Annotated in this window: 19 protein-coding genes, 3 pseudogenes and 1 other annotated feature; of the genes and pseudogenes, 9 read left to right on the forward strand and 13 right to left on the reverse strand. The window is 64.7% G+C overall.

The window, feature by feature from the left end; all coding sequences use genetic code 11:
- Positions 1–292 precede the first annotated feature (292 nt).
- Positions 293–1,612: an IS256 family transposase gene (locus IHQ52_RS15150; protein ID WP_006438912.1), complete on the forward strand. Its 1,320-nt coding sequence runs from the start codon at positions 293–295 to the stop codon at positions 1,610–1,612.
- A 57-nt stretch (positions 1,613–1,669) separates the two neighbouring features.
- Positions 1,670–1,927, forward strand: coding sequence for a hypothetical protein (locus tag IHQ52_RS15155; protein WP_420871201.1), 258 nt, complete (start codon positions 1,670–1,672; stop codon positions 1,925–1,927).
- 280 nt (positions 1,928–2,207) lie between these two features.
- Here IHQ52_RS15155 and IHQ52_RS15160 read toward each other — a convergent pair.
- The 7 genes and pseudogenes from IHQ52_RS15160 to IHQ52_RS15190 all read right to left on the reverse strand — a co-directional run bounded on the left by IHQ52_RS15160 (position 2,208) and on the right by IHQ52_RS15190 (position 8,858).
- Positions 2,208–3,490: pseudogene (locus IHQ52_RS15160) on the reverse strand (IS3 family transposase).
- Positions 3,084–3,212 (reverse strand) — a sequence feature (AL1L pseudoknot). (Overlaps the previous pseudogene by 129 nt.)
- Positions 3,491–3,539: 49 nt before the next feature.
- Entirely contained in the window at positions 3,540–3,896 is a 357-nt protein-coding gene (locus IHQ52_RS15165; RefSeq protein WP_096274040.1) for a hypothetical protein, read from the reverse strand.
- Positions 3,897–4,902: 1,006 nt separating this feature from the next.
- Positions 4,903–5,526 (reverse strand): annotated as a pseudogene (locus IHQ52_RS15170) (transposase); the annotation flags it as partial.
- Between the two features lie 347 nt (positions 5,527–5,873).
- Entirely contained in the window at positions 5,874–6,638 is a 765-nt protein-coding gene (istB, locus tag IHQ52_RS15175; protein ID WP_024499492.1) for an IS21-like element helper ATPase IstB, read from the reverse strand.
- 6 nt (positions 6,639–6,644) lie between these two features.
- Positions 6,645–7,088: a Mu transposase domain-containing protein gene (locus IHQ52_RS15180; RefSeq protein ID WP_232512980.1), complete on the reverse strand. Its 444-nt coding sequence runs from the start codon at positions 7,086–7,088 to the stop codon at positions 6,645–6,647.
- A 55-nt stretch (positions 7,089–7,143) separates the two neighbouring features.
- A complete protein-coding gene (istB, locus tag IHQ52_RS15185) occupies positions 7,144–7,923 on the reverse strand; it encodes an IS21-like element helper ATPase IstB (protein ID WP_024498877.1) in 780 nt (259 codons plus the stop codon).
- A gap of 5 nt (positions 7,924–7,928) precedes the next feature.
- Positions 7,929–8,858, reverse strand: coding sequence for a Mu transposase domain-containing protein (locus IHQ52_RS15190; RefSeq protein ID WP_157753393.1), 930 nt, complete (start codon positions 8,856–8,858; stop codon positions 7,929–7,931).
- Between the two features lie 75 nt (positions 8,859–8,933).
- Between IHQ52_RS15190 and IHQ52_RS15195 the strand changes: the two genes are divergently transcribed.
- Positions 8,934–10,325 (forward strand): IS256 family transposase, encoded by a 1,392-nt coding sequence (locus IHQ52_RS15195; protein ID WP_096274036.1) that lies wholly within the window; start codon positions 8,934–8,936, stop codon positions 10,323–10,325.
- A gap of 35 nt (positions 10,326–10,360) precedes the next feature.
- Here IHQ52_RS15195 and IHQ52_RS15200 read toward each other — a convergent pair whose 3' ends face one another.
- Both IHQ52_RS15200 and istA read right to left on the reverse strand, forming a co-directional pair.
- Positions 10,361–11,062, reverse strand: a complete 702-nt coding sequence (locus IHQ52_RS15200; protein ID WP_317510417.1) for a hypothetical protein — start codon at positions 11,060–11,062, stop codon at positions 10,361–10,363.
- Positions 11,063–11,221: 159 nt separating this feature from the next.
- Positions 11,222–12,091 (reverse strand): annotated as a pseudogene (gene istA, locus IHQ52_RS15205) (IS21 family transposase); the annotation flags it as partial.
- 485 nt (positions 12,092–12,576) lie between these two features.
- Here istA and IHQ52_RS15210 point away from each other — a divergent pair.
- Positions 12,577–13,011 (forward strand): hypothetical protein, encoded by a 435-nt coding sequence (locus tag IHQ52_RS15210; RefSeq protein WP_024498005.1) that lies wholly within the window; start codon positions 12,577–12,579, stop codon positions 13,009–13,011.
- A gap of 288 nt (positions 13,012–13,299) precedes the next feature.
- Here the strand turns inward: IHQ52_RS15210 and IHQ52_RS15215 are convergent, their stop codons facing one another.
- The 3 genes from IHQ52_RS15215 to IHQ52_RS15225 are packed head-to-tail and all read right to left on the reverse strand — an operon-like array spanning position 13,300 to position 18,985.
- Positions 13,300–16,638, reverse strand: coding sequence for an ATP-binding protein (locus IHQ52_RS15215; protein WP_193748657.1), 3,339 nt, complete (start codon positions 16,636–16,638; stop codon positions 13,300–13,302).
- Complete coding sequence (locus IHQ52_RS15220; protein ID WP_024498007.1) at positions 16,635–17,468, reverse strand: DUF4194 domain-containing protein; 834 nt, start codon at positions 17,466–17,468, stop codon at positions 16,635–16,637. Before IHQ52_RS15220 ends, IHQ52_RS15215 begins: the two co-directional genes overlap by 4 nt.
- Positions 17,465–18,985: a DUF3375 domain-containing protein gene (locus IHQ52_RS15225; RefSeq protein WP_024498008.1), complete on the reverse strand. Its 1,521-nt coding sequence runs from the start codon at positions 18,983–18,985 to the stop codon at positions 17,465–17,467. Before IHQ52_RS15225 ends, IHQ52_RS15220 begins: the two co-directional genes overlap by 4 nt.
- Before the next feature lie 126 nt (positions 18,986–19,111).
- Between IHQ52_RS15225 and IHQ52_RS15230 the strand changes: the two genes are divergently transcribed.
- Entirely contained in the window at positions 19,112–20,227 is a 1,116-nt protein-coding gene (locus IHQ52_RS15230; protein ID WP_024498009.1) for an alpha/beta hydrolase, read from the forward strand.
- A gap of 10 nt (positions 20,228–20,237) precedes the next feature.
- Here the strand turns inward: IHQ52_RS15230 and IHQ52_RS15235 are convergent, their stop codons facing one another.
- Positions 20,238–20,924 (reverse strand): ZIP family metal transporter, encoded by a 687-nt coding sequence (locus IHQ52_RS15235; protein ID WP_024498010.1) that lies wholly within the window; start codon positions 20,922–20,924, stop codon positions 20,238–20,240.
- 668 nt (positions 20,925–21,592) lie between these two features.
- Here IHQ52_RS15235 and IHQ52_RS15240 point away from each other — a divergent pair.
- From IHQ52_RS15240 to IHQ52_RS15255, 4 genes are read left to right on the forward strand one after another with little or no spacing between them, the layout of a single operon-like run.
- A complete protein-coding gene (locus tag IHQ52_RS15240) occupies positions 21,593–22,117 on the forward strand; it encodes an MSMEG_0572/Sll0783 family nitrogen starvation response protein (protein ID WP_005195025.1) in 525 nt (174 codons plus the stop codon).
- A 39-nt stretch (positions 22,118–22,156) separates the two neighbouring features.
- The gene (locus IHQ52_RS15245; RefSeq protein WP_024498011.1) at positions 22,157–23,056 is read left to right on the forward strand and encodes a carbon-nitrogen hydrolase family protein; all 900 of its coding nucleotides are present in this window, start codon (positions 22,157–22,159) and stop codon (positions 23,054–23,056) included.
- Positions 23,049–23,564 carry an MSMEG_0570 family nitrogen starvation response protein gene (locus IHQ52_RS15250; protein WP_024498012.1) on the forward strand — a complete coding sequence of 172 codons (516 nt, stop codon included), beginning with the start codon at positions 23,049–23,051 and terminating at the stop codon, positions 23,562–23,564. Before IHQ52_RS15245 ends, IHQ52_RS15250 begins: the two co-directional genes overlap by 8 nt.
- The gene (locus IHQ52_RS15255; RefSeq protein ID WP_024498013.1) at positions 23,561–24,847 is read left to right on the forward strand and encodes an MSMEG_0569 family flavin-dependent oxidoreductase; all 1,287 of its coding nucleotides are present in this window, start codon (positions 23,561–23,563) and stop codon (positions 24,845–24,847) included. Before IHQ52_RS15250 ends, IHQ52_RS15255 begins: the two co-directional genes overlap by 4 nt.
- The last annotated feature ends 328 nt before the right edge of the window (positions 24,848–25,175 follow it).

A 25,175-nucleotide genomic window follows, 5' to 3' on the forward strand; every position in this document is an offset into this window, starting at 1 on the left:
CCCGAGATGAATCCAAAGCCGCTCGATGAGGTCACGCGACAGCGCATGTCACGACAGGCTCGTCGCGACACCCAGGTAGAGCTTCAGGTGCGCCGCCGGCTCCATGCGGCTGGTCATCGATACCGAGTGGACTACCGACCAGATCGATCGATCCGTGAGCAATGATCAGAACCTGTGGATGACCCTCGGTGAGGGGGCGTTGAAAGTGGGCGCACCTTCCCGAGGATGATCTGAATATCCGAAGGTCCGATCATGAGCCGGCGTTGGCGCGCTGGTTCGGGAAGGTACGCCCATGCTCACCGTAGTTCACGATGCCACCGAGGCCACTGAAAGCACCGGCGGTGCCGGTCGGTCGTTATTGGACGAGATCGTCCGCGACGGCGCCCGGCAGATGCTGGCTGCAGCACTCAAAGCCGAGGTCGCCGCCTACGTGGCCCAGTTCGCCGACCAGCTCGATGAGGACGGCCATCGGTTGGTGGTCCGCAACGGCTACCACCAGCCGCGTGAGGTGCTGACCGCGGCCGGCGCGGTCAAGGTGAAGGCGCCGCGGGTCAACGACCGCCGCGTGGACCCCGATACCGGTGTGCGGCAGCGGTTTTCCTCGGCGATCCTGCCGGCGTGGGCACGTAAGTCTCCGCAGATGAGTGAGGTGTTGCCGCTGCTGTACCTGCATGGGCTGTCCAGCGGCGACTTCACTGCGGCGTTGGAGCAGTTCCTCGGCTCGGGTGCGGGGTTGTCGGCCTCGACGATCACCCGGCTGACCGCGCAGTGGCAGGACGAAGCCGCGGCGTTCGGGCGCCGTGATCTGTCCGGTACCGACTACGTCTACCTGTGGGTCGACGGCATCCACCTCAAGGTGCGCCTGGAGCAGACCAAACTGTGCCTGCTGGTGATGATTGGCGTGCGTACTGATGGCCGCAAGGAGCTGGTGGCGATCACCGACGGGTATCGGGAGTCCACCGAGTCGTGGGCCGACCTGCTACGCGACTGCAAACGCCGCGGGATGACTGCCCCGGTGCTGGCCGTGGGCGATGGCGCCCTCGGGTTCTGGAAGGCGGTCCGCGAAGTGTTCCCAGCGACCCGTGAGCAGCGGTGCTGGTTTCACAAGCAGGCCAATGTCCTTGCCGCACTGCCTAAGTCGGCACATCCGTCGGCGTTGGCGGCGATCAAGGATATCTACAACGCCGAGGACATCGACAAGGCACAGGTCGCGGTCAAGGCATTCGAGGTCGACTTCGGCGCCAAATACCCCAAGGCCGTCGCCAAGATCACCGACGACCTTGACACCCTGCTTGAGTTCTACAAGTACCCGGCCGAGCATTGGATTCACCTGCGCACGACCAACCCGATCGAAAGCACTTTCGCCACGGTGCGACTTCGGACCAAGGTCACCAAGGGGCCTGGATCACGCGCGGCCGGGATTGCCATGGCCTACAAGCTGATAGACGCCGCACAAGCCCGCTGGCGGGCCGTCAACGCCCCGCATCTGGTCGCCCTGGTCCGTGCCGGCGCGGTCTTCCACAAAGGCAAACTGCTCGAACGGCCCACCGACATCACCCCACCGCAACCGCCTTCAAACGGTGACGAGCGCACCGGAACGGAGGTCGCCTGAAACACCCCGATCCACAGGTCTTGACAATTTCTCTCGATCCGTTGCCGCGGCGACATAGTGTTCACGCGCCGGAAGGTCGTGGTCTTCATTGACGGATGCTTCTGGCACGGGTGCCCATTGCACGCGACACAGCCAAAGAACAACGCAGCCTGGTGGCGCGCGAAGCTTGCGAGCAACATCGAACGGGACCGCCGTCACTCGGACGCGCTGCGCGACCTCGGGTGGCAAGTCCTGCGGTTCTGGGAGCACGAAGACCCAGACGATATCTGCGGACAGATCGTCGCTGTGGTGCGCACGGCCGAAAGCAGCTCGTAGTCAACCGCCAAGGGTTCAGAACGTGGCAAGATCACAGTCCAACCAACGGACGCATGAGAACCTCGGCCCGGGAGAGAACTTGCTAACCAGTACGGCACAGTTGACCGCGCATGAACTCGAGCTCTTGAAGGTATTCAGCAGCGACTTCGAATTCCGGATCCCGGAGTACCAGGGCCGCTATTCCTGGTAGCCGGAACACGCACTTCAGCGTGGATAACCTCGGCGAGTGCCAACGGCCAGTTTGATGCCCTGAATCGCCCCGGGTTTGCTGGAGGCTCGGTTAGTTGGTTCCAGCGGTTGCCGGGACCGGGTTCTCACGGTAGCTGGTGACCGGGTGGGTCGACCAGTAGGCGGTCTCGTACTCGACCGGCGGGACGTGTCCGATCTCGCCGTGCAGGCGGCGGTGATTGAACCAATCGATGTACTCGGCGACAGCGATCTCAACCTCGCCGACACCACTCCAGCCACCTCGAGGACGCATCACCGGGTTCCGGATGCACTCGGCTTTGAACAACGAGTTGAATGCCTCGGCCATCGCATTGTCGTACGAATCACCCTTGGAGCCAACCGAAGTCACCGCTTCGGCCTCGGCGAGACGTTCGGTGTAGCGGATGGCTCGATACTGCACGCCGCGGTCGGAGTGGTGGATAAGGCCGGCCACCTCCTGGCCGGCACGCGAACGCGCCCACAATCCCATGTCCAGGGCATCAAGGGCAAGGCTGGTGTGCATGGTGGTCGAGACCTGCCAGCCCACGACCATCCTTGAGAAGACGTCGAGGATGAATGCGGCATACACCCAACCCGAGTGGGTACGGATGTAGGTCAGGTCGGCCACCCACAGCGCGTTGGGCGCCGCCGCGGTGAACTGGCGTTTCACCCGATCGGCCGGCCGCGGAGTTTCGGCCCCCTCGCTGCGAGTGGTCTTCCGCGTCTTCAGCCGCGGTATCCCGTGCAGCCCATCAGCTTTCATCAATCGTTCAACGGTGCACCGTGCCACGCCGACACCCTTCCTGCGCAGTTCGGCATGAACTTTGCGGGCACCGTAGACGCCGAGGTTGTCGGCATGCACGGTGCGGATCTCGCCGAGGATCTCGCGGTCGCGGACCACTCGTGGCGCCTCGATTCGTCGAGAGCTCAGATGGGCTCGGACTGTGGACGGAGCGATCTGGGCGGCCGTGTCGCGTAGGGCCGCACAGATCGGATCGACTCCGTGTTCGTCACGGGAAGCGGCGACGAACTCCACGATCAGCGCTGTGGGCGGTCGATCTCCGCCGCAAAGAAAGCCGAGGCCTGCTTCAAGATGGTGTTCGCCCGTCGCAGCTCACGGTTCTCCCGCTCCAGTTGCGCGATTCGCTCAGCCTCGCCGGTCGTGGTGCCCGGTCGCACCCCGCCATCGATCTCGGCCTGTTTGACCCAGGTGCGCAGCGCCTCCGGGTGCACGCCGAGTTGGTCGCCGATGCGTTTGAGCGCTCCCGGCCGCGTAGCCGGGTCCCGGCGGGCTTCCATCGCCATCCGCGTCGCCCGCTCCTTCAGCTCAACGCTGTACTTCCGTGGTGCTGCCATGCTCTCCATCCTTCACAGGTTCGAGAGCCTCCGACAACCCCGGGGCGATTCAATCATCGAGGATCACCGATGCTTCCCACCGGTTGAACAGCGTCCTAAGTCCCGATGCGATGACAGCCGCGGCCCGCCAGCGTGCTCCTGCTGAAACCCGCGATGTGTCCACTGACAGCTGGCCCAAGGCGCGCCATGCGCAATCTGCGGGTGAGTGCATAGCCAATCCGGCAGTGTGCAGTGCGAGATCGACGGGGATGGTCGTCAGATCGAGTTCGCCGGCCGAACGGTGGACCGAAGCCGCCTGCGATACATATTCATCCAGCGCCGACGTCAGGTCGGCGTGACTGACAGCGTCCGGATCGTCGGGGTCAGCGATCCGGCCGGCCATCGCCTGGGTCGGGGTCAGCGTCATCCGTGGCGGACAGGGCATCGTCGAGCGTGTTGTCGCTCATCGTCAACGGCACTGCCATAGCAGTGAGAGTGCTTCCGCCGCGGCGGACTCCTGGCGTCCATCGGGCAAAAGGTCATCCAGTCGTTGAGCGATACTTCTCTCCGTCGCGTCTCGGTCCACAGGAGTCCCAGCTGTCGCAGCCGCACTGAGCGGGTCGGCCTGATCGGCGAGGTCTGGTAGCGGAAAGAACAACATGAACGAGGTCATTGCCGACAAGTCCCCGCTTGTCCGCCGGAATTGCAGGCGCTGGGAGACATTCTCACTACTTGGACTGACTTTGGTCTGACTTGCTGACTGAGTCGCTGCGATGTTGCGGCTCGCCTCGAAGCTCAGCAGCGAGGCCACGGATGTGGGAGTTGCTGACCAGGGTGAGAAGACCAGCTTCTTCGTCATTGTCTGGGCCTGAAAACTGGCGTACGGCCCTTGCGGACGTAGATACGTTTGGGATGGCGGCATCCACAGCATCTGATGCCAACCCGTCCCGGTTCTCTGATCCATCAGGGTACGAAGTCGCGGATTGAATCACCCCAGGTTTGATGACGCTTCCTTCTGAGTCAGGAAGGATGAGCATATGCCTAAGAGGACCGATCCGGAGGTCCGTTCGAGGGCCTTGAGGTTGCTGGAGACACACGGCGGCGAGTACTCGTCGTTGACCGCTGCTGCCGAGGCGATCGCCAAGCAAGTCGGTGTCGGTCAGGAGACGGTGCGTCGTTGGGCCGTGCAGGCTCAGGTCGACGCCGGCGCGCACTCTGGTACCACCTCGAAGGAATCCGCCGAGATCAAAAGGGGGGTTCTCCCCGGATTTCTGTCACGGCGCCGATCCGGAGTCGAAAGGGATTGTGGAGAACCTGTGCGGGTACGCGCAGTCGGATCTGGCGCAGCCGTTGTGGATCGAAGCCAAGATCGCCGCTGGTCGTGACGACGTGCAGCTGGATGTGCACGCCGGGAACCGGGCCGCGCGGGACGGGGTGGCAAACTGCACATACGTGGGGGTGGGTACGACGACGTTGGCGACGACCCCACCTTTAAGGCAACCCATCCGATCAGCGAGTACCTTGTTGGGCACTCCACCGATCTCTTCCAACGCTTCAGCGATGAATCCGAGTGTGGTGGTCGCTGTTTCGTTGGTGGCGAACCGCACGAACCGCCACCGCGAGAACGCCAACACCGCGCAGAACATGTGCAGCCCACCGATCACGGCCCAATCGATGACCAGGTAGTCACCCGGAGCCCACACCGCCGGGCGACTCCCACGATGATGATCACGGCGCCACTGTGTTTTCTCCTGGGCGACCAGTCGACGGAAGTTGCAGGCCGAGCCCTCATATCCCGCGGCACGCGCTACCAGCAGCAGGCGTTTGGCGGTGATCCGGCCGTGTGACCGCTCGACTCGCTCAGCGACCACCTCGGCGACTGCATCGTAGTTGCGGGCCCGTTCCTTGCGATCGGGTGGTTGATCGTCGACCTCGAACCGGTCGACCACACGCTTGACGGTCTTGTGGGTGGTGCCGCACACCTCGGCGGCGGCGCGATAGCTTCCGAGTTCTCGGTAAGCAGAAATGATGTCCATACGGTCCTTCGCAGACTTCAATGGAACTCCCAGGCGGTGATGGTGATCGGTTGGCACCTTCACCGTCATCGCCTGGGCCCTCAGTTCCGGGTCGACACGACGAACACAGGGTGGGGACTTTTATCTGGCCACCAGCGGGGGCCTCGACCTGGACACCAGTGGGGGCTTTCTCATGGCCATGGACACAGACGGTGTCCAGTCATCGTCCGGCCACATCGAGGGTATTCCGTCAACCGATCGACACCCTCGGCAGACTGAGCCCATGCGTTCACGCTCTGAGTTCAACTGGCCAAGAATTTCGGAATGTCAACGGCGGCTGAAAACTGACCCCTTATCGACGGTTGAATTTTGACCCCCTTGCGGTGTGGTTACTGGTCGGTGTTGACGAGTTGTCGTCGGGTTTTGGTGCGGTAGGAGTCGCCGTCGATGGTGATGACCTCGGCGTGGTGGACGAGTCGGTCGATGAGGGCGGCGGCCACCACGTCGTCGGCGAAGACTTCGCCCCAGCGACCGAAGGGCATGTTCGAGGTGATTAGCACCGAGCCTTGCTCGTAGCGGCTGGCGATGAGTTGGAAGAACAGGTTGGCGGTGTCTGAGTCGAACGGCAGGTAGCCGATCTCGTCGATGATGAGCAGTCGGTAGCGGCGGAGCCGTTTGAGCTCGTGGGCCAGGCGACCGGTGGCGTGTGCTTCGGTGAGGCGGGTGGCCCATCCGGTGGCGGTGTCAAAGAGTACCGGGTAGGCGTTGTGGGCAGCTTTGATGCCGAGCGCGATGGCGAGATGGGTTTTGCCTACTCCTGGTGGTCCGAGCAGGATTACGTTGTCGCTCTTGGCGATCCAGGTGCTGGTGGCCAGGTGGGCGATCACGTCACGACGCAGGCCGGGGACGTGGTCGAAGGTGAAGTCCTCAAGGGTTTTGATCGCCGGGAACCGGGCGCCACTGATCCGTAGAGCGGTGCCGTTGGCCTCGCGCTCGCTGACTTGACGGTCAAGGATCGCGGAAAGGTATTGCTCGTGGGTCCAGTTCTCGGTGCGTGCCCGCTCAGCCAGCTCGGCCCAGCAGCGGCGGATGGTGGGCATCTTCAACGCCCGTGCTGCGAACTCGATATGTTTGCCGATCGAATTGTCAGACATAGTGTTTCATCCTTCAGGGATTGTGGATGCGGTGGGTGTGAGTCCGGCTGGGGGTGGGGTGGCGAAGTGCACCCCGAACAGGTCATCGTAGTCGGGTAGCGCCCTGATGGGCACCTCGTGGCCGTCGGGGTGGGTGCGTACGCGCGCGGCGTTGCGGGCCCGGTTCTGCAGCTGTTGGTTGCGGTAGTCGCGGCGCAGTTCTTTAGCCGCCCGCACGTGCTGGGCGTCGGCGATGGTGACGTGGTTGGCCCAGCTGCGGTCATGGTCGGCGACGGTGACTTCGCCGCACGCGATCCGCACCCGATGTAGATCGGCGGTGATGTCGACAAACCGGCCGATCACTGATGGGTGCACCGAGTAGTCGTTGCCGGCCACGCGCACGTAGTAGTCGCGACCCAGCCGCACCCGAGTGCTCAACCCGACTTGTGGCGCACTCGGCGGCAGTGTCATTTGCCACCGCTATGGGACCACCTGTTTGCCACGAGCATGGGACCACCTTGGCGCGTTATTGAGGATGCGCGGTGGGGTCGTGGCGGTCAAGTCCGGGGCGTTGGCGCTGGCGGTACGAGGGGCCTTCCACGACCAGCGTGTGAGCTCGAGAGGTCAATCGGTCGATGGCCGATTGGGCCAGCAGTGCGTCGGTGGTCATGGTCAGCCACTCGGCGGGCTCTCGGTTCGAGGTGATGATGGTGGTCTTGGTGTGGTGGCGTTCGACGATGAGTTCGTAAAAGTCGTTGGTTTCGGTGGCGTCGAGGGGCCGTAGGGCAAAGTCGTCGATGACGAGGACTTCGGTGGTGGTGAGTTTGCGGAGTTCGGCGTCGGTGCTGTTGTCCAGGCGCGCGGCTTTGAGTCGGTGAAACAGTTTGTCTGCGCGGGCGAACAGGACGGTGTGGCGTCGGCCGATTGCCATGTGGCCCAAAGCTGTTGCTAGGTGTGTTTTGCCGACCCCGACGGGTCCGAGGATGATGGCTGACTGTTTGGCTTCGATGAATCGCAGTGTGGCCAGTTCTTCGAGTAGTTCCCGGTCATAACGCAGGTCGTGTTCGGCCCGCCAGCTATCGATGCGCATGGCTGGGTCCAGGCCTGCTTTGATTGATCGCAGTGCGGCAGAGCGTGATTCGCGGCGTGAGACTTCGTCGGCAAGTAGCTGTTCGAGGAAGTTGATGTGTGAGGTTTTGTGTTGCCGTGCCAACGCGGCGCGTTGCGGGAGGGTGTCAGCGAGCGCACCGAGTTTGAGGGCTTTGAGTGAGCGGAGCAGGTCAGCACCGATTGGTTGGGTGGTCATGGTCTCTAGTTCTCCTTGGTGCCTGGAATGAGGGTCAGTGCTGCTGTGGCAGCGGCGAATTCGGAAGGGTCACGGGTGAATCTGGTGGGGGCGTGACCGGCGGCTCGGGGCAGTGCTGGGCTGGTGGTTTCGGTGCCACGTTCGAGCATGGAACGGATCTTGGTGACCGCGATGACATCGAGAGCGAGGGCTGACTGGCAGGCCGCATCTACTGGTGCGGCTCCGTAGGTCGAGACCAACCCGATCAGTGCGTATACCGCCCGCATGCGCGACCAGGGGCGAGGGTCATCAACGATGCGCGCAGCGTAGAGACCGATATGTGGGCCGTAGCGTTCGCATTGCTGCAGCTGGGCGGTGATGTTGCGGGTGGCGTAGGCACCCAGATCTGCCGGGTAGTCCGCCGGATCGGTGCTGCGACCACCCGCGCCTTGTCGGGGGTGTTGTTTGATCAGCTCGCCGCGGTGATAGAACTTCACCGTCTCGGAGTCGGCGCGAACATCGACGGTGGTACCGATCCACGTTTCTGGAAGCGAGTACAACGCTTTACCCACACAGGCGTGAAAGTCTTTGTGCACCTTCACTTGTTTGAAGACCGGAACATCGTAGGGCTGCTGGGGTACCGGCAGCAGATGCCGGTGTTCCTCGGCGGCGAAGACGACCGCGGGTTGGGTTGCGGTGGTGCCGTGCACCCGCATGCCGGCGGTGTGAGCACACCAGGTGCGTGCTGCTTGCTGGGCATGGTCGAGGTCGGTGAAGGTTTCCCCGGCCCAAAAGTTCTTCTGCACGTACTGGATGGTGCGTTCGACCCGGGGTTTGTCCTGCGGGGTGCGCACCCGAGCGGTATCGGTGACGAACCTGGCATGGGCTGCGTAGTCCAGCCATCCCCGACTCAGCCGTGGGTTGACTGCATCAGCCTGGGCGACAATGGGTTTCATGTTGTCGGGGATGATGACGGGGGGGTGTCAGATGGTCTGTGTAAGTCCAGTGCTCATCAGTGAGAGGAAGATTCTATGAGCATGGCGTTAGACGACAAGCAGCAGGGCCACGACGACGAGCAGTTGCCTGAACTGGCCGAGCCGCGCTCGACCGCGGAAGTCGCCGAGGCATTACAGGCCTCGGGCATGGTCGATGAGCTGCTCGCCCAGATCGATACCGGCCAGGTCCAGATCACCGGCGAAGGCGGGTTGATCCCAGGTCTGATCAAACTGGCCCTCGAACGCGGTCTGAGGGCCGAGCTGACCGATCACCTCGGCTATGCCAAGGGCGATCCGGCCGGGCGGGAGTTGCCCAACGCCCGTAACGGGTCGAGCCCGAAAACGGTGGCCTCGGAGGCCGGGCCGGTCGAGCTGAACATTCCTCGTGACCGTGACGGCACGTTCACCCCGCGGCTGGTCCCGAAGGGCTCGCGCCGCCTCGGCGGCCTCGACGACATCATCATCTCGCTCTACGCCGGCGGCATGACGTTGCGCGACATCCAACACCATTTGACCTCCACGATCGGCACCGATCTCTCGCACGAGACGATCTCGAAGATCTGCGACGAGGTCCTCGACGCGGTCGATGAATGGCAGAACCGGCCGCTGGAGCCGTTGTATCCCGTCATCTACCTTGACGCCCTGGTGGTGAAGGTCAAAGACGGCGCCCATGTCCGAAACAAGCACGCCCACATCGCTATTGGCGTCGACATGGCCGGCATCAAGCATGTGCTGGGAATCTGGATACAGGCCGAAGAAGGCGCCAAGTTCTGGGCCGGGGTGTGTGCGAATCTGGCCAACCGCGGTGTCAAGGACGTGCTGATCGTGTGCTGTGACGGGCTCACCGGATTCCCCGAAGCGATCGAGGCGACCTGGCCGCTGGCCACCGTGCAAACCTGCGTGGTGCATCTGATCCGCAACTCGATGCGGTTCGTGAACTACAAAGACCGCAAAGACGTCGCTCGGGCGATCAAACCGATCTACACCGCCCCCGACGCCGAGACCGCCCGCCGCGAGTGGGAAGCCTTCCGCGACTCGGAACTAGGCGCCAAATATCCGAGTGCAGCACTGGCCTTCGACCGAGCCTGGGATCGGTTCATCCCCTTCCTGGCATTCCCGCCCGAGCTGCGCAAAGTCATCTACACCACCAACTCGATCGAGTCGCTGAACTACCAGCTCCGCAAGGTCATCAAGAACCGCGGACATTTCCCCAACGACATCGCGGTCCGAAAACTCTTGTGGCTGGCCATCTGCGACATCGAAGACAAACGAGCCGCTCAACGCCTCAAAGAACGCGGGACCAGGCGGTCACAGCCCCGTAAGGCCCTCGGACGACTGGTCGAGGGACAGGTCGTCACCAACTGGAAGCAGGCCCTCGGACAACTCGCTCTGGCCTACCCCGACCGGATCGAACCCCACCTCAGCTAAACCCCACGGACCACAAGAAAACAAGAGTCACGTTCTTACACAGACATCTTGACAAGCTCGATGACGGCGAACACCCCATCGAAGAATTCCCACGCCGCTTGGCAGCCGGTGATCACCGCGTCCAGGGTTTGTGAATGGGTCAGCCACACGAACGTGTGCCGCGAGTAGACCGCGGTGATCACCAGGGCATGGACCTTGCGGCGTTTGCCGCTGGCAGGGTCATCGAGCAGCCCGAGGTACCCGAAATCGAGCTGACATTCTGCACCCGGAGCGCAGTCGTCCACGCGCACGGAGGATGTTGTTCGCCGGTACCCGCATTGCTCGGTCGCGAACCTCACCAACGTCCGATAGGGCACCTGGCATCCCTGACGGGCAAGCAGGATGTGAATTTTAGTCAGTGTCAACGGTTTCTGGTCGCCATCACCGGCGACCCAGGTTCTGATCTGATCGGTGAACCCGGCCAGTTGTTCCCATGCCTGCCCGTGCCCGTTGGGCCGGACCGGGCGTACCGCGGTCACGATTCTCCCGATCAGCTCATCGGTCAACGCGTCGGCACCGGCGCCGTGGACCAATCCTGCCGCTTGCGCGGCCTGTACATACCGTCGCACCGTCTTGCGGTCGACTCCGGCGTGAGCGGCGATCGTGCGTAGTCCCGGCGAGGGCAATCCCACCGCCAGGCCCAGCCACAAACGCAGTACTTCTCTGATCTCTTCCACTGCAACCTCCCGGTAGCCCATGCCCGCCGCTCCTCCTGCGAATCTTGCAGTTGAGTCAACGAGCAAAACGAAGGGACCACCGACGCGACGCGCCGGTGGTCCCATAACTGGCAATCCAGGTGGTCCCATCCTCGTGGCAAAAATCAGCTCACGGTGGTCCCTTCACGGTGGCAACTGACACGGCAGTGTTGCCATCTGCGCCAGGTCCTCGGTGAGCACGTCACAGGGGCGTCGATCACCAATCGAGCGCACCACCCGGGTGTTGGCGTAATCGGCCAGCCAGCGATCGAACTGGGCGGTGAAGTCGGCTGGCGAGGCGAAATGGCGGCCCGGCAGAAATGAGGTCTCGAAGAACCGGTTGTTGCGTTCGACCATGCCCTTGTACTCGGGATCGCACGGTGGTGCCAGCTCGAGTCGAGTGCCCAGACTGCCCACGAATCCTGCCGCCAGCGTCGTGGGCTTGCCCTTGCCGCCGATCGCGGATTCGCGGTCCCACACCAGCTTGCGGGTCACCGCACCCAGCTGCGACAGCAGCAACCACATCCCGGCGAGGATGTCTCCGCCCTGGCGCGAGGGGATCATCACCGCCGAGCGGTACCGGGAGAACGCCAACGTCATCACCAGCACCGGCAACATTGACAACTGATTGTGGCCCACCGGGATTCGGTAGTCGGGGAACCACAGATCCCATTGCGAGCACCCGCCGGGCTGATAGATCACCCGATCAGCGGGATCCACCCCGCGGAACTCCGGGCGAATCACCCGCACCCGATCCTTGAGGACCGTCAACGACCTCGACCACCCAATCCGCTGCGCGATCACCGTCGCCGGCATCGTCGGATACTCCCGCAGCAACGCCCGGATCTGCGGTTCGAACGCATCCACCGCCGACCCCTTCGACGGCCGCGAGTAGCTCGGGGCCGTATCTGAGGCCAACGCCGCCCGGACCGTGTTTCGCGCCACCCCCAACCGGCGCGCGATCTCCTTGATCGGCACACCCTCACTGCGATGCAAACGGCGGATCTCCGCCCACTGCTCCACTGAAATCACCCTCCTAACAAGACGGGGGGTCAAAATTCACCCGTCGTCAGGGGGTCAGTTTTCAGGCGTCGTCAACACGGAACTGGCACATTGCGCGGCCGACCAGCAGTAGCAGTCCTACCTGAACACAAGGTGTACATCGAGTCCCCGACCTCGGCAGGCACCGCGGTGACTGTCCACAGCCACACGGGTGGGGAATTAAGGCGAGCATCACCTTGGAATTTCGATGAGCGCCGTCACCGCTCGATCGGCATAGAGACCGAGCACCAACTAAACCGTGGCGCCGCATCCAATTCGTCACTACGGACGACCATCAGGCGGATAGTATTGCACCGACTTGCCAAGTAGCGCGAAACCTCCAACGAGATAGAGAGATCAGAATGATCCGGTGGATTGTATCGTTAGCAGCCGGACTGGTTCTTGCTCTCGTAATTTCGGGGTGTGGCAGCTCCGAAGAGGACAAACTCGAAAGTGCTCTATCAAGCGTCGAGCAGATGCAACGCGACAATCACGACCAGCATGAGATCAGAACGGTTCCGTGGGGTGAGCAAGCCCTGGTAGAGGACTACGACATCCTGGGCGAGAAGACCGGCGACGCTGCACTGATTACCGTTGAAGCACCTCAAGTTCGCAAAGACTCGATGGATGAAAAGGAGTACGCAAAAGTCTTCGTCACCGTTATCGGTAAGGACGGAACTTACGACGCTGGCCAACTTGCTTACGCCCACGCGTATGCGCTGCTCAGCGATGGCAGCAAGATCGACATCCATTGGGATGTAATGAACGACACCGCCCTGGATGGTCAGGTGAAACCAGGTGAGAAGGTCAGCGGCTACATCGCCTTTGAAACTGATCAAATCCCGGAAAAAGTAGTTGTCCAGGGTATGTATCTCGACGAGGTCGAGTGGACCGGTGACTCCGAGTCCTGAGTGAACCCAGAGTCACAGTCCGCACCGGCCGACCTGCGTCTCGCGAGCCCGAAAGGCGCCATCCGACAACGGCGCATTGCGATTCCTACATCCTCCTGCATGAATCAGTAGCTTAGGACTATTGATTTCTCAACCGACTCTGCTGAATCGTCAGTTTTGCAGGCGTGGTTAGAGGTTCAGTTCTGAAGCGGGATCACGCAGCACACGGCAGAATCTCCCCCGTCTCTCCTTCGGCGCCCGGAACTGATCCACATATCGACCATCCACCGCCTCGATGACCGGTCGGAACTACACCGACAACTGACTCCCCGACCGCCTCAACTCGGAGAACGCCTTGATCGTCGTCGACGTCGCGGTGGCAATCGGCCGCAGATCGGGTCCAGCCTCCGTCTTCGACACCATCACCACATTGTCCACGTAGGGCTGGATCGTGCTGGTGTTCTGCACGGTGGCGACGATGATCAGCTGGAACCCGAACTTGCGGAACGCACTCAGCGCCTGCTGGGCAAACTGCGGGTCGGACTTGGAAAACGCCTCGTCGAGCATCAGCTGGGCGAAGATCGGCCGGTTGTCGTTGCCGTGCGGGCTGGCCAGGTTGAAGCTCAAGGCGCCGGCGAGACAGAAGGCCATCAGCTTCTCCTGCTCGCCGCCGGAGTTGTCGCCGGCATTCGAGTAGGTACGGATGGTCTCGCCACTCTCGGCGTCGTGCTCTTCGCAGTAGAAATCGAAACGATTGCGCACGTCGAGGGCGTCGCGCGTCCACTGGCGGTCCTCCGGGGTGTTGCCGGCGAGACGTTCGCGTAGCAGCAGGATGTCGGAGTACTGCTCGAGGATGGCCTGCTCGTCGCCGAAGCTGACCGCGGTTGCACGAGTGGAGATCTGGCGGGCCTTCTCGGTCAGCTCCTCGACCGCGGCGAGCTTCTTGCGGCCCGGGACCAGGCGCAGGCGGGTACCACGGTTGAACGCCACCGCGCCCAGGCCGGTGTTGACGCGTTCGATCTGCTCGACGATGCGTCGTTCCTCGGCGTCGGCGGCCATGTGCAGGCCCAGGATCGCGCCGGGTGCCTGCTCGGTGATCAGGCGACGCATCCGCTCGTAGGCCGACGGCAGCTCACGCTCGTCGATGCGGCGGCAGACGGCGACGTAGTCGTGGATGCGTTCGTCGAAGTCGTCGCTGTCGTTGGGGATGGCGTCGGGGAATTCCTCGTCGTAGGTGTCGAGGATCCGGGCCAACTCATCGCGGGAGCGTCGGGCGTCCGAGCGCATACGGTCACGCTCGCGGCCGGCAGCCTTGACAATCTCCTGGCGGTACGGCTCGGGGTTGAGCACGTCGAGGGTCGCCGAGAGGTCCTCACGGAAGCCGTCGAGGGTCTTCTCCGCCTTTGCGGGAACGCCTTCGGGCTTCAGCCGGTCGATGAGGTCGAGCAGCTGGGTACGTCGCTCGTCCTGGCGGGCGATCTTGTCCTTGACCAGTGCGGCCTGCGAGATCGCGTTGCGGACCTGTTCCCAGAGGTCTTCGGCCTTGCGCTGCAGCGCCTCGACGTCGGGGTGCTCCTCCATGAGGAGGTCGTACTGGTCGGTTAGTTGGTCGACGCGATCATCGACGGAGTCGACGTCGATCTCGTTCCACTGCGTGAACTGCTCGCACACACGGCGGTAGGCGTCGCGGCGTCGTTCCTTGGCGGAACGTTCGCGGTCGAGTTCGGCGCAGTCCTCGCGGGCGTCCTCGAAAGCGCGCTCCTCGTAAGCGAGCTCGTCGCGCAGTGCGGTGATCTTGGACTCGACGTCCCCGACGAAGATGTACTGCGACCGGCGCAGCTGCTGGCGGTCGTCCTTGACGGCCAGCTTCGCCGAGTCCTTGCGCAGCCCCTGGTCGGTGACGGCCTTGGCGTACTGGGAGAACTCACCCGGGTTGTCGACGCACATGTGGTTGCCGAGCTTCGCGAGGATGGTCATCGCCTCGGCGGCACACGGATGGCCGGGGTCGACGGAACGCAGCTTGGACGCCAGCGTTCCCGGCTCGACGACGGGCATGGGGCGGGTCTCGGCCTGGTGCAGCTGGATCCGGCCGCGCATGTCATGCGAGTTGACGAAGCGCAGGGCGGAGCGGAAGTGCTTGTCCGGCACAAGGAGCCGCAGACCGGCGTTGCGGAGGACCTTTTCGACAGCCAGGCGCCAGCGTTCCTCGTCGGGGTCGAGTTCGACCAGTTCGGCGACGTACTTCAGCTCGGACTCGTCGATCTGCAGCGCGTGCGCGATGACGCGGCGCATCTCGTGTTCGGTGCGCGGCAGCGCGGAACCGGCCTGTTCGACGCGGCCGAGCTCTTCCTGGGCGGTGTCGCGGCGGCTACGGGCGGCGACCTCGCGGGCGAGTGCCTCGGCGTAGTGCGCGCGACCGGCGTCGAGCTGGCCGTCGATCTTGGTGGCTTCTTCGATGAGTTCCTCGCGCAGCGACCAGAAGCCCTCGGCGTTGGTGGGCGCACTGAAACCGAGTGCAGAGACCTTGTCCTCGTAGGCGTTTCGCCGTGCGGTGACCTCGGTGCTGAGTTTCTGTGCGCCGCCGAGCTGTTCGCGCAGCGGGGCGAGGTCGCCGGTAGAGGTGGCGATGCGAGCCAGCAACAGGCTGTGGTCCTGGCGCAGCTGGTCGTGCTGGGTGGTCAGCGCCGCGAGATCGCTGTCCATGCGGGTGATCTGGTCGTCGAGGTCGGCGACCTCGGGCTGCGCGTTGCGGATCCGCAGGTTGTTGACGTAGCTGCGGATGGTGTTGCTGTCGATGGTGTCGAGGACGCTGAAGGTCGCCGACTCCCCCGCGTACCGCTCGTGGACCTCCTCGATGTTGCCGAGGATGGTGCGCTTGCGGCGCGCGACGTCGAGCAGTTCACGGGCCTCGACGAGCGGGTCGATCTGCTCGAGGGCGTCGGAGATACCGACGATGGACGTCGGGGCGTCGAGCATGAACTCCCGCACGAACTGGGCGAGACCGCCGACGCTCTTGAGCGACTTGGCCTTTCCGAGGAGCTGCTGCGCGGCGTCGGAGCCGCGGATGCCGATGAGCGAGTACAGCGTCGAGAGGTACTTGCCCTCGCCGGGTCCGCCGCGCCAGCCGCGGTCGCGGAACCTGGCCGAGTTGTAGTTGGCCGCGGCCCACTCGTTGCAGGCGTCGACGATGTCGGCGTCGCCGTCGAAGATGAAGTATGAACTGTGCGCGTCGGTCATCTTGCCCGCGGCCAGCCACTTGAGGACCAGACCGGTGATGGCGGTGCCGGAGCTGGAGGTGTAGGTGACCGCGATGGCCGCCCACGCCGGGCCGGTGCCGCGCAGGTACATGATCTCGCGGTGCGCGTTGGTGCCGTCGCGCCGCTCACCCCACGCGCCGCGCACATACTTGCCGACCGTGCGCTTACCGCTCGACGAGCCGGCCGCGGTCGCGTCACCCGAGGCGTTGAAGTTGCGGCGGTGGTCGGGCAGGAACGCCAGCGAGATGGCGTCGAGCAACGACGACTTACCCGAACCCGACGACCCGGTGATCAGAGAACCGTTGGAGCTGAACGGGATCGAGTGATACCCGTCGAACACGCCCCAGTTGATCAGCTGCAACCGGGACAGGTGGTACTGGTCGACGCTCACCAGTCGTCTCCTTCGTCGTCGCCGAAGCCGTCCTCGGCGTCGTCGGGCTGGGCGGGTTCGTCGGCCGCCCCCTCGGGCGGCTCCTCCCCTGTGTCGCCGGAGCCGATGAACTGCTCGAACTGCCGCTGCAGATCGGTGATCACCGACGCCGTCATCACCGCGGAGATCACCGGGCTGACGGTGAAGGTGTCGGCGTCGTCGCGCTGCTTGCGCAGGAACTCGAGCTCTTCCATCTTGTCGATGGCCCGCTCGATGCGCTTGTCGAAGAGCGCGAGGTCGCGGTCGATGGTGTTGGTGACGCCGGCGAAGAGCTCGTGGATCTCCTCGCGGGTGATCAGCGCATCCTCGTCGCGGGCGGCGCGGATGTACTTGGCGAGGTGTAATGCCAGGATCGCGTCGTAGGTGTGGACGGTCTCGCGCTTGAGAATGCGTCGGCCCCACCGGGAGTCGTAGCCGGCCTGCTCGACGAACGCGACCTGAAGTTCGTCGACGAGGCGCAGGCGAAGGTCGAGCTCGGACAGGCGGATCCGCAGGACGTCCTGGTACTCGGACACCCACGACCACAGCTGCGGCTGCCGGTCGCCGCTGACGTAGCGGCGGGCCAGCAGGTTCTGCAGCGCCCAGCAGGCACGGTCGGGCATCTCGCTGACGTCGCCGTCGAAGCGGGGTGCGCTCGGGGTGTGGGAGGCGGCTCGGTTCGCGACGGTGGGGAGATCGTCGAAGCCGGCGAATTCTTCGGGTGTTGCGGGAGCTTCGGTCTCTGGGCCCTTCGAGGCTCGCTCCGCTCGCACCTCAGGGAACGAGGGGTCGGTGTCGTCGGTGGTGGTCATTCGGCGTCGACCTCCGCAGTCGGAATCGGTTCGGTGAAGGTCAGGTCGGGGACTTCGATGGCGTGATCCTCCCCGATCAGGGACCGGAAGCGCACGGTGGTCATCGGCACCTTCTCCCCTGCCGCGGCCTGCTTCTGGGCCCAGGACCACAGGACGATGACGTGCGCGAGGTACGGCTCGTCGAGTCCCTCGATGACGTCGGTGAGCGGGACGGGTCCGGCGGCGACGGCGTTGTTCACGGTCTCGGTGAGTTCGACGGTGTCGACCTGGCCGGTCATCGAGGCGAACGCTGTGAGGTCGGCGTCGGCGCCACCCGCGGGCAGCGCCGGGGCAGGAGGGACGTGTTCGCGGATCTCGAAGGCGAGGCGACCGATCGAGTTGAGGGTCGGGGCGGCCAGCGGCAGTTCGTAGCCGAGGCGGCGGTCCGCGAGCGACGTCTTGAGGAGATCGTTGGCGGTGGCGAGGGCGTCGTTGAGCTGACGGGCCAGTCCGCGGCTCTGCTCGAGGGTGCCCGACGCGACGAAGCGTCGAATACGACGGGCACAGCGCTGCCGGGTGCGGCCGACCTCGGCCATCTGCTGGGTGACCAGGCCGAAGAAGTTGTCCATTACCGACCGCAGCCCGGCGTCCATGCCGGGGAAGTTCTCGATGATGGTGTCGATGTCGACCTTGAGACGGGCTCGGCGCTCCGGGTCCTGGATCATCTGGCTGAACGCCTGGTACGACGCCGACTGCGACGACTGCAGCAGGGCCTCGTAGTCGTCGAAGAGCTGGCGCTGACGGTCGCGGTAGGCGAGGTCGGAGTCGCCCGGATCGTCGAGCAGCGCGGTGGTGATGCGGTCGAGCATCGTGCCGTACTGGCCGATGTCGGAGATGATCTGCTCCATCTGGTAGCCGATGGCGCGGGCGGAGTCCTCGGCGACGCGCAGGTCGACCGGTGGGCGTCGTCCGGCTTCGAGGTCGGCCAGCTCGGCGTCGAGGTCGGACATCTGCGCCTCGAGCTCGAGGCGGATGGTCTCGGGGTCGTTGCTGACCTGACCGGCGACGCGTCGGAGCTCGGCGGCGATGCCGGTGATCGAGCCGCCGGTGGCGATGGAGTCCTCGCGGCGCTGGCGGCGCATGAAGTCCAGGACCGAGCGGGCCTCGCTGGTCAGATGGCAGAGGTTGGGGGCGTCGGGGTCGGTGGTGTCGGTGACGCGGTGCAGCCAGCCCTGACGGGCCCACAGTTTGACCAGTTCCAGCCCGGTGGGCTGGTCGTCGGTGAGGTCGAGTTCGGCGAGGTCGCGTTCGAGCCGCATCGTCAGCTCGACCTCCGACATCTTGGTGCCGTAGTCGAGGTGGCGCTCCATCAAGGTGACGTAGAGAGCCGAGTTGTTCGCGGCGAACAGCTTGACCGCCGCCGACTTCTGCAGCGACCGGTTGGCCTCCAGCGCGTCACCCAGTGTGACCTGCACCGATGCCGACGGCGCGGCGGGTCGCCCGGCCTCGCGCTGAGCCGGGAAGGCAGAACTCTCCATCGCCGCCTCACGTGGATCTCGGGGACTACAGGACCCGCGATAGTCTGCCACGTCCCCCCGACGGCACCCCAGTCCGGTGGGTCGCGTGTCCAGCCGGTCCGCGTGAGCGTCGCTACGCTGAGCGTCATGGTGATGGCTGATCGTCCCGAGGTCGAGACCGCATCCGGACCGTTGACGACGCTGGCCGTCGTCGGGCTGGCGCAGAGCATGCTCGGCGGGCTCGCGCGCGTGCCGTTCAAGAAGCCGTGGTCGGGGCCGGCGGGCCTGCTCGACAACGTCGGGCAGGCTGTCACACGCCAGTCGATCCGCGCGTTCATGGGTTATTCGATGGGTCTGCCGATCGAGGAGTTCCGCTCGATGGAGAAGATCCTCGACCAGATCTGCCGGGTCGTGATGCCGCCGTTCGTGGAGTTGACCGACGGCGTCGAACTGACCCAGGACACCATCGGCGGCGTTCCGGGTCTGTGGTGTCGTGCGAAGGCGAGTACGGACGCCTACGTCGACGAGGACGAGGAGAAGCAGGAGATCGGGGCGACGATCCTGTACCTGCACGGCGGTGGGTACATCGGGACGTCGCCGATCATGTACTCGGCGTTCGCGTCGTCGCTGGTGCGGATCACCGGCTTCGAGGTGTTCATCGCCGACTACCGGATGGCACCCGAATTCCCGTTCCCTGCAGGAGTTCTCGACGCCGCGGACGTCTACCAGGCCCTCCTGGGACGGGGCGTGACCCCCGAACACATCATCGTCGCCGGGGACTCAGGGGGCGGTGGGCTCGCAGCGTCGCTCGTGGCGCATCTGCACGCGAAGGGACTGCCCAAGCCCGGTGCGCTCGCGTTGTTCTCCCCCGAGATCGACCTCGACCTCGACCACCCGTCGATCACCGAGAACGCCCAGTACGACGTGCTGCCGTGGAACATCCCGGTGACGCCCTACCTGCACGGAGTGCAGCCGAACGACGCACGCGTGTCGGTGATCAACGCCGACCCGGATCCGGAGTGGTTCCCACCGACCTTCGTCTGCTGGGGTGGCGACGAGATGTTCCGCGACGGGATCCGTGAATTCGCAGCACGGTTGGAGGACTCCGAGGTGCCCACGCACGCGATCGAGGAACCGGGGATGTTCCATGTGTTCCCGATCCTCATGCCGTGGGCCGAAGCGTCGAAGAAGGTCTTCCGAGCGCTGCACGATCTCGCCCAAGGCAACGTGGCCAGCGACCCGGAGGCGACGCAGACGCACTGAGGTCGTCGGCTCAGCCCAGGACGAACGCAAGCAGGAAGCCGGCCGCGGTGGCCAGGCCCACCCACCAGCCGCCTTCGCGGTAGGCCTCGGGCATCAGGCCGGTGGCGAGGACACCGAGGGTCGCACCACCGGCGAAAGCCTGGACGATGCTGATCGCGGTCGGCGAGACGGCGTCGGCGACCGCGTAGCCACCGACCGTCACCGCGACGAGGATCGCGGCGGTCACCACCCACATCACGAGCGCGTACCGCGGAGACATGTCGTGTTCGCGTCTCATCAACGACGCCCCGCTCACCGCCTCCGGGACGTTGCCGACGGCGATCGCCACCACCAGGACCAGCGAGCCGCCGGCCGTGAGCGACACACCAAGCGCGGTGTTCTCCGGGACGCCGTCGAGGAAGACACCCAGCATCAGCGCCGGACCGATCGCGCGTGAACCGAGTCTGGTCTCGACGAGGTGGTCGGCGACGACGTACACCGCGGTACCGAGGAACAGCGCCGCACCCGCGAGTCCGATACCCGCCTGTTTGAAGGCCGGGACGAACAGTTCCGTGGAGACCGCCGCGATCATCGTGCCCGCGCCGAAAGCCATCAGTGTGGCCAGGACTCGCGACGGCAGATCCCAGCGGAGACCAATCGCAGCGCCGATCGCGATGGGTACCGCGGTGATGAGTCCGTAGAGGAGGGCGGTCAGCATGGGTACATGCTTGCGCCTGGAAGTTCTGCGGCGGTGGTGACACGCGGCGCGACCTCGATACGCGGCGTCCTCGCTCTGCTCGGTCGGCGCTACTCGGCCAGCAGGGACGGTCGCCGCTACACGGCCAGCAGAAGTTACACTTCGGCCAGCAGGGACAGTCGCCACTACTCGGCCAGCAGAGCGGGGCACAACGTCACACGGATCGGCCGACGGTGGGGTGTGTCGCCAGGATGGGCGACGTCGACGGATGGTTACGGTGCCGTAAGGGTCGGATTCGTCGGGAATCCGTGAGAAACAGGTCACAGAATTGCGGATCCCTCGCTCGACCTGGCGAGACGCAGAGGATATGCTGACTTACGTCCGATGAACCGGTCAGACCCCCGACCCGACCGGTTCGTCGGACCTTTTTATTGGCGGACCCGCGCTCTGTCTCGTCGAGCCGACGCGCGGCCGGCTGCGGCGCGCGTCGTGTTTCGTAGATCGGCCATCCATTTATTCCAGCGGTAACCACCCGGTAATCGATGACCGGTGAACTGGTTCTCGTAGCGTTCAGCTACTCGATGTGATCGAAGTCTTCCGATCTGCTGCTCTTGGGCAACGATGCCCGATCCGCCTTTCACACGCGCCGAGGCGCCGCGCGCCGTCGTCTCGCCACTCCAGGAGTCCTTGTGCCCTCTTTCGACGAAACCATCACCGAGAACATCGCCGCATCGCTCGCGGAGATCCCGCACCCCTCACTTCCGAAGGGGTCCAACATCTACGGCGGCACCAAGATCTTCCCGGACTACCAGGCCGAGGACGGCGAAACCTACTTCACCCTGGTGCACGGCATCGCGCACGAGTCGTCGGTGTCGTTCGTCGCGGTCCTGCAGGCAACCCGCGCGCTGCGCAAGGGATTTGAGTCGGCCATGTACTTCTACGGCCCCGGCGCCATCAATTGCCTTGCCACGCGGGGCTTTCCGACCACCGGCGACTCCGGCTTCCCGGGTGAGCAGAACATCAACAACGCCCTCGAGACCTTCATCTCCGAAGGCGGCACCGTGTTCTGCTGCCGCTTCGGCCTCGCACTGCACGGCGGTCGCGAAGAGGACCTCATCGAGGGTGTCATCCCGGCGCATCCGCTCGACGTCCAGGACGCGATCATCCACTACGCGCGCAAGGGCGCGATCATCAACTCGACGTACATGGTCTAGGCCACAACACTTTTCGCATCACCAACCCTGGGACATCCTATGACCATCATCGGATCCGTCGCGGCGAACTTCACCCGCGATCTCGAACAGAACTACGCGACGATCGAACAGTATGTCGTCGAGGCGCGGGCCCGCGGCGTCGACTTCCTGGTCTTCCCGGAGGCGGCGATCGGCGGATACCTGTCGTCGCTGGGCAACCACGGCGACACCCGTAAGAACAGTGCACGGTCGCTGCCACCGGCGATCTCCCTCGACGGACCCGAGATCGCGCGGGTGCAGTCCATCGTCGGAGACCTGGTGGTGGCGATCGGGTTCTGCGAACTCGGCGAGGACGGCGAGACCCGCTACAACGCGGCGGCCGTTCTCGACGGCCACCGGATCTACGGCAGCTACCGCAAGGTCCACCAGCCGCTCGGCGAGAACATGTCGTACTCGTCCGGTGACGGGTACGGGGTCTTCGACACCCCAGTCGGACGGGTCGGCCTCCAAATCTGTTATGACAAAGCGTTTCCCGAGGCTGCTCGGATCATGGCACTCAAGGGCGCGGAGATCATCGCCAGCCTGTCGGCGTGGCCGGCCGCCCGCACCGCGACCGCCGAGAACCTCCAAGACGACCGATGGACCTACCGATTCAACCTCTTCGACACCGCCCGCGCCCTGGAGAACCAGGTCTTCTGGGTGGCGTCGAACCAAAGCGGGGCGTTCGGGTCGTTGCGGTATGTGGGCAACGCCAAGATCGTCGACCCCGGCGGCAATGTCCTCGACACAACGCTTCTCGGCAGCGGTCTCGCGGTCGCCGAGGTGAACATCGGCGAGAGCTTCACTGCGATGCGCGCCGGCATGTTCCACCTGCGGGACCGGCGGCCCGAGGTGTACGGACTGCTCACCGAACCGGAGAACGCCGACGACCTCGCGTGGCGGGACCTCGCCCATGCCTGAGATGACCGTCCAGGTGCGGTGGCCCGACGGCCTGTCCCGCCAGTACTACTCCCCCAGCCTCGTCCTGCACGACCACCTCGCGCCGGGCACCTACCGCGTCGACGACTTCCGGTCGCGAGCGACCCTCGCCCTCGAGGAGGCCAGCGCACGGGTGCGCGCCAAATACGGTTTCGCGTGCACGTCGGCGGCCGAGTCCGCCGAGGCGATCGCCAGTGATGCTGCACGACATCCGGATTCGGCGGAGGTCGAGGTCGTCTCGATGTACCCGCCGTTGCCGGGCTCGGAGGTTTCGACGCGGGGCGTCGCTTCGCTCCGACCCGGCTCAACCATCGGCGGGGACACGGGCATTGCTTCGCTCCGACCCGGCTCAACCAGCGGTGGGGACAGGCGCGACTCATCACTCCGACCCGGCTCAACCAGCAGCGAGGACAGGCGCGACCCATCACTCCGACCCGGCTCAACCAGCACCGAGGGCGCCGTGCCGCTCAGCACTGAGGAGGACTCATGAGCGCGAACACATCTGCGGCACACGTACCGGTCGTCGTCATCGGCGGCGGCCAGGCGGGTCTCTCGGTCAGCTGGTACCTCGGGGAGGCCGGCGTGGAACACCTCGTCGTCGAAGCCGAGACCGCGGTCCACGCGTGGGCCGACAAGCGGTGGGACAACTTCACTCTCGTAACGCCGAACTGGCATTGCCGTCTACCGGGATACGCCTACGACGGCCCCGACCCCGACGGATTCATGACCCGCGATGAGGTCGTGGCCTGGCTGAAGGGCTGGCTGCAGACCTTCGAACCGCCCCTCGTCGAACACACCCGGGTGACGCGGCTGCAGCGTCTCGGTGCGGACCGGTTCGAGGTCACCCTCGACGGCCCGAGCGGCGTCACCTCGGTGACCTGCGACCAGGCCGTGATCGCGACCGGCGGTTATCCGCTGCCGGTGATCCCGCCGTTCGCGTCGGCACTCGACCCGGCCGTCCATCAGGTCCATTCCGAGGAGTACTTCAACCCGGACCAGTTGCCCGAGGGGTCGGTGCTCGTCGTCGGATCCGGACAGTCGGGCACCCAGATCGCCGAAGACCTGCACCTGGCCGGACGACAGGTGCATCTGGCCATCGGCAACGCTCCCCGGGTCGCGCGCTTCTACCGAGGCCGCGACTGCATGACGTGGTTGTCGGACATGGGCCTCTACGACACTCCCACCCAGGAGTATCCGGGAGGCCGTGCCGCCCAGGAGAAGACCAACCACTACGTCACCGGCCGCGGCGGTGGCCGCGACATCGACCTGCGCCGCTTCGCGCTCGAGGGAATGCAGCTCTATGGCATGCTCACCGACGGCAAGGATTCGACCCTGCGGTTCGCGCCGACGCTCACCGACGCGCTGGACAAGGCCGACGCCGTCTACAACTCGATCTGCTCCGACATCGACCGCCACATAGACTCATTGGGGATCGACGCGCCGGAACCCGCACGGTACGAACCGGTGTGGGCTCCGGAGGAGGATCCGGCCGAACTGGATCTGGCCGCAGAGGGTGTCACGTCGATCATCTGGGCCATCGGATACCGGCCCGACTACCGGTGGATCGAGGCCAGCGCCTTTGACGGCGGTGGTCGGCCGATGCAGACACGTGGGATCACCGAGGTGCCGGGCCTGAGCTTCGTCGGGTTGCCGTGGATGCATACCTGGGGTTCCGGACGCTTCCTCGGCATCGACCGGGATGCGCAGTACGTGGCCGAGCACATCGTCGGTGCTCTGGACCAAAACCGACCGCGGTTGGCGGCGGCGCAGTAGATGACCGGGAGAAACGGAGTCGTTGGGTCCGGATCTCGAGGTGAACGCCTCGAGCGGGCCGTGCGCTCGAAAAATTCGTCCCCCTCAGGGTCTTTCGAGGGCAATCTGCCCCGCGGGTTCAAGTGGTGCGTGCAACGTCCTGTGAGGATGTTGGGAGACCCGTGTGGGCAGGCGTGGTGGTCGGATTGTGGGCCGGGAGTCGGTGGAGAAAAGGTTCTTCGCGGCGTTTGATCGGGGAGAGTCGGTGGCTTCGGCCGCTCATGAGGCGGGGATCGGCTACAACGCCGCGTATCGGTGGATCCACCGGTCGGGTAGGAAGCTGCCGAAG

This window comes from Gordonia amicalis (genome assembly GCF_022059885.1).
Lineage (GTDB): Bacteria > Actinomycetota > Actinomycetes > Mycobacteriales > Mycobacteriaceae > Gordonia > Gordonia amicalis.